The 4,253-nt window shown below is 73.8% G+C and carries 4 protein-coding genes; 2 read left to right on the plus strand and 2 right to left on the minus strand.

Translation table 11 applies throughout. The features are described 5' to 3' along the window. Positions 1-33: 33 nt before the first annotated feature. Positions 34-1,251, minus strand: coding sequence for a trans-sulfuration enzyme family protein (locus tag RH94_RS14545; RefSeq protein WP_073948031.1), 1,218 nt, complete (start codon positions 1,249-1,251; stop codon positions 34-36). Between the two features lie 59 nt (positions 1,252-1,310). Here RH94_RS14545 and RH94_RS14550 point away from each other — a divergent pair, with 59 nt between their 5' ends. Both RH94_RS14550 and RH94_RS14555 read left to right on the plus strand, forming a co-directional pair. Beyond that, positions 1,311-1,817 (plus strand): Lrp/AsnC family transcriptional regulator, encoded by a 507-nt coding sequence (locus RH94_RS14550; RefSeq protein ID WP_073948032.1) that lies wholly within the window; start codon positions 1,311-1,313, stop codon positions 1,815-1,817. A gap of 64 nt (positions 1,818-1,881) precedes the next feature. Beyond that, on the plus strand, positions 1,882-3,573 hold the full coding sequence (locus tag RH94_RS14555) for a DUF885 domain-containing protein (protein WP_073948033.1): 1,692 nt from the start codon (positions 1,882-1,884) through the stop codon (positions 3,571-3,573). A gap of 48 nt (positions 3,574-3,621) precedes the next feature. Here RH94_RS14555 and RH94_RS43355 read toward each other — a convergent pair. Continuing rightward, on the minus strand, positions 3,622-4,253 hold a 632-nt coding region (locus RH94_RS43355), incomplete at its 5' end, for an SbcC/MukB-like Walker B domain-containing protein (RefSeq protein WP_267893366.1).

The following is a 4,253-nucleotide window of genomic DNA, read 5'->3' on the forward strand; positions in this document are numbered from 1 at the left end:
CCCCCCCCGAGCCGCGCACCCTCCGGGCTCCGCTCAGCTCATCACCTCGTGCAGGCCCCTCACCGACGGCGGCCCCGGCCGCTCCCCCAGCGCCCGGTCCAGGTCGGCCCACAGGTCCTCGACGTCCTCCAGGCCCACCGACATCCGCAGCAGCCGGTCACCGACCCCGGCGCCCCGCCGGTCGTCCGCGTCGACGATGCGGTGGCTGATGGACGCCGGGTGCTGGATCAGCGTGTCGACGCTGCCGAGGCTCACGGCCGGCGTGATCAGGCCGACGCCGCCGATGACGGCGTGCGGGTCGCCGTGCACCTCGAAGGAGACCATCGCGCCGCCGATCGACGGGTAGTGCACGCGGGCGACCCGCGGGTCGTCCGCCAGGCGGGCGGCGAGTTCCGCGGCGGTGGCGGAGGCGGCCCGCACCCGGACCGGCAGCGTGGACAGGCCGCGCAGCAGCAGATATCCGGCCAGCGGATGCAGCACCCCGCCGGTGGCGAACCGCACCTGCCGCAGCCGCGCGGCCAGCTCCTCGTCGCAGGCCACCACGCCGGCCATCACGTCACCGTGCCCGCCCAGGTACTTGGTGGCGCTGTGCAGCACCAGACGCGCGCCCTGCTCGGCCGGGCGCTGCAGCACGGGCGTGGCGAAGGTGTTGTCGACGAGGAGCGGGACGGAGCCGCAGGCGTGGGCGACGGCCCGCAGGTCCACCTCGGCCAGCGTCGGGTTCGCCGGCGTCTCGACCATGACCAGGCCGGTGTCCGGGCGCAGCGCGTCCGCGATCCCGGCCGGGCCGGTCCAGGTCACCTCGGTGCCGAGCAGCCCGGCGGTGAGCAGGTGGTCGCTGCAGCCGTACAGGGGGCGTACGGCGACGACGTGCCGCAGGCCCGCCGCGGACCGGACGAGGAGCACCGCGCTGAGCGCGGCCATGCCGCTGGCGAACGCGACCGCGGCCTCGGTGCCCTCCAGCCGGGCCAGCGCGGTCTCGAAGCGGGCGACGGTCGGGTTGCCGAGCCGTCCGTAGACGGGGGTGCCGTCGAGTTCGGCGCCGTCGGTGGCGAAGGCGTCGATGCGGGCGGCCTCGGCGCGGCTGTCGTAGGAGGGGTAGGTGGTGGACAGGTCGATCGGCGGGGCGTGCAGTCCCTGCCGGGCGAGGTCGTCACGGCCGGCGTGCACGGCCTCGGTGGCCAGTGCTCTGGGTGCGGTGCGTACGTCGTCGTACGCGGGTGTGCTCGCTGAGTCCAGGGGCGTGTCCATGGCGGAAGGGTGAACACCGGCCGGGGTCATGAGGCCGGTCACCGTGTTACGTTCGCCGTATGGCCGAATCTGTCGTACTGGATCCGGTGGATCTTCATCTGCTGCGGCTGTTGCAGAACGACGCCCGGACCACCTACCGCGACCTCGCCGCGCAGGTCGGCATCGCTCCGTCGACCTGTCTGGACCGGGTGACCCGGCTGCGCCGCTCGGGGGTGATCCTCGGCCATCGGCTGCGGCTCGATCCCGCCAAGCTGGGCCGCGGTCTGCAGGCACTGCTGTCGGTGCAGGTCAGGCCGCACCGCCGGGAGCTGGTGGGACCGTTCGTGGAGCGGATCCGGGCCCTGCCGGAGTCGCTGACCGTGTTCCACCTGACCGGCCCGGACGACTACCTGGTCCATGTCGCGGTCGCCGACATGGCCGATCTGCAGCGGCTGGTCCTGGACGAGTTCACGGCCCGGCGCGAGGTGGCCCGGGTGGAGACCCGGCTGATCTTCCAGCAGTGGGACTGCGGCCCTCTGCTGCCACCGGGCGCACAGACGGCCACGCCCTCCGCGAAATCGGACTGATTTCGGCCCGGGGCCCGCGATACCGGGCTGACGGGAGCCACCTGTCCGTATGAGGATGGTCCGCATGTCACAGACCAAGAGCCCGCTGCCCCGTCAGGTCGCCGACGCCTACGTCGACGAACTCATCGCCCTCGACCCGATCACCGGTACGTATCTCGGCGTGAAGGAGAGTTCCAGCAGGCTGCCCGACACCTCGCCCGCCGGGCAGCAGGCGCTCGCCGACCTCGCGCGCACCACCCTGGCCCGGCTGGACGAGGCCGAGCGGCAGCCCGGCGCGGACAGTGACATCGAGCGCCGCTGCGCGCGCCTGCTGCGCGAGCGTCTCACCGCCGAACTCGCCGTGCACGAGGCCGACGAGGGCCTGCGGGCGGTGAGCAACATCCACAGCCCGGTGCACTCGGTGCGCGAGGTCTTCACGATCACCCCCGCCGACGCGGACGAGGACTGGGCGGCGATCGCCGAACGGCTGCGCGCCGTGCCGGCCGCGCTGCGCGGCTACCGGGAGTCCCTCGCCCTCGGCCTGGAGCGCAAGCTGTACGGCGGTCCTCGGCCGGCGGCCACCTTCGTCGAGCAGCTGACCGAGTGGTCGGACACCGACGGCCGGGGGCGCGGCTGGTTCGAGGACTTCGCCTCCGGCGGCCCCGAGGCCCTGCGCGGGGAGCTGGACGAGGCCGCCCGCGCGGCGACCGCGGCGGTCGTGGAGCTGCGGGACTGGATGCGCGACGTCTACGCGCCGGCGATCGGCGACGCGCCGGACACGGTCGGCCGCGAGCGCTACGCCCGTTTCTCCCGCTACTTCAACGGCACGGACCTGGACCTGGACGAGGCGTACGCGTACGGCTGGTCGGAGTTCCACCGGCTGCTCGGCGAGATGAGGAAGGAGGCCGAGAAGGTCCTGCCCGGCGCCGAGACCCCGTGGGTGGCGCTCGCGCACCTCGACGAGCACGGCACGCACATCGAGGGCGTGGAGGAGGTCCGCGCCTGGCTGCAGGACCTGATGGACGAGGCGATCGAGGCGCTGGACGGCACGCACTTCGAACTCGCCGAGCGGGTGCGGAAGGTGGAGTCGTGCATCGCGCCGCCCGGCGGCGCCGCGGCCCCGTACTACACGGCGCCGTCCGCCGACTTCTCCCGGCCGGGCCGGACCTGGCTGCCGACCATGGGGCAGACCCGCTTCCCGGTGTACGACCTGGTCTCCACCTGGTACCACGAGGGCGTCCCCGGCCACCACCTCCAGCTCGCCCAGTGGGCGCACGTGGCGGAGGGCCTCTCGCGCTACCAGGCCACCGTCGGCGGGGTCAGCGCCAACGCCGAGGGCTGGGCGCTGTACGCGGAGCGGCTGATGGACGAGCTGGGCTTCCTCACGGACCCGGAGCGGCGGCTCGGCTATCTGGACGCGCAGATGATGCGGGCGGCCCGCGTGATCATCGACATCGGCATGCACCTGGAGCTGGAGATCCCCGCGGACTCGCCGTTCCACCCGGGCGAGCGCTGGACGCCGGAGCTGGCGCTGGAGTTCTTCGCCGCGCACAGCAGCCGCCCGCGGGACTTCGTGGAGAGCGAGCTGATCCGCTATCTGTCGATGCCCGGGCAGGCGATCGGCTACAAGCTGGGCGAGCGGGCCTGGCTGCTGGGCCGTGAGAAGGCCAGGGAGCGCCACGGTGACGCGTTCGACGCGAAGGCCTGGCACATGGCGGCCCTCTCCCAGGGCTCGCTGGGCCTGGACGACCTGGTGGACGAGCTCTCGCGGCTGTGAGCCCCGGAGGGCGGCCGCTCCCGGGCCGCCCTCCACGCACCCGGGGGCTCAGCCCGCTTCGCGCTGCCGCACGGCCGACCCCGATCTGCCCTTGACGACCTCCAGCTGGGCGTGGACGCGCCGTCGCAGATCGGGGACGTGGCTGACGATGCCGACGCTGCGGTCGCGTTCGCGCAGGGAGTCGAGGACGTCGAGGACCTCGTCGAGGGTCTGGTCGTCGAGGCTGCCGAAGCCCTCGTCGATGAAGAGCGTGTCCAGGCGCACGCCGCCGGCCTCGTCCGTGACGACGTCCGCGAGGCCGAGGGCGAGGGCGAGCGAGGCGAAGAACGTCTCACCGCCCGACAGGGTCGCCGTGTCCCGCTCACGGCCCGTCCAGGCGTCGACGACGTGCAGCCCCAGGCCGCTGCGGCCGCGTCCGGCCCGGTCGTCGGAGTGGACCAGGGTGTAGCGGCCGGAGGACATGCGCTGCAGGCGTACGGTCGCGGCGGCGGCCACCTGTTCCAGGCGGGCCGCGAGGACGTAGGCCTCCAGGCGCATCCTGCGCTCGTTGTCGGCGGAGGTGCCCGCGGTCAGGGCGGCGAGGCGGGCCACGCGGTCGTACTCCTCCCGCAGCGGCGCGAGCCTGCGTGTGCCGGTGGCGGCGCGTGCGGAGAGCCGGTCGAGTTCGGTGCAGCGGCGGG

The sequence above is a fragment of the Streptomyces kebangsaanensis genome, assembly GCF_001906585.1.
Taxonomy (GTDB): Bacteria; Actinomycetota; Actinomycetes; order Streptomycetales; family Streptomycetaceae; genus Streptomyces; species Streptomyces kebangsaanensis.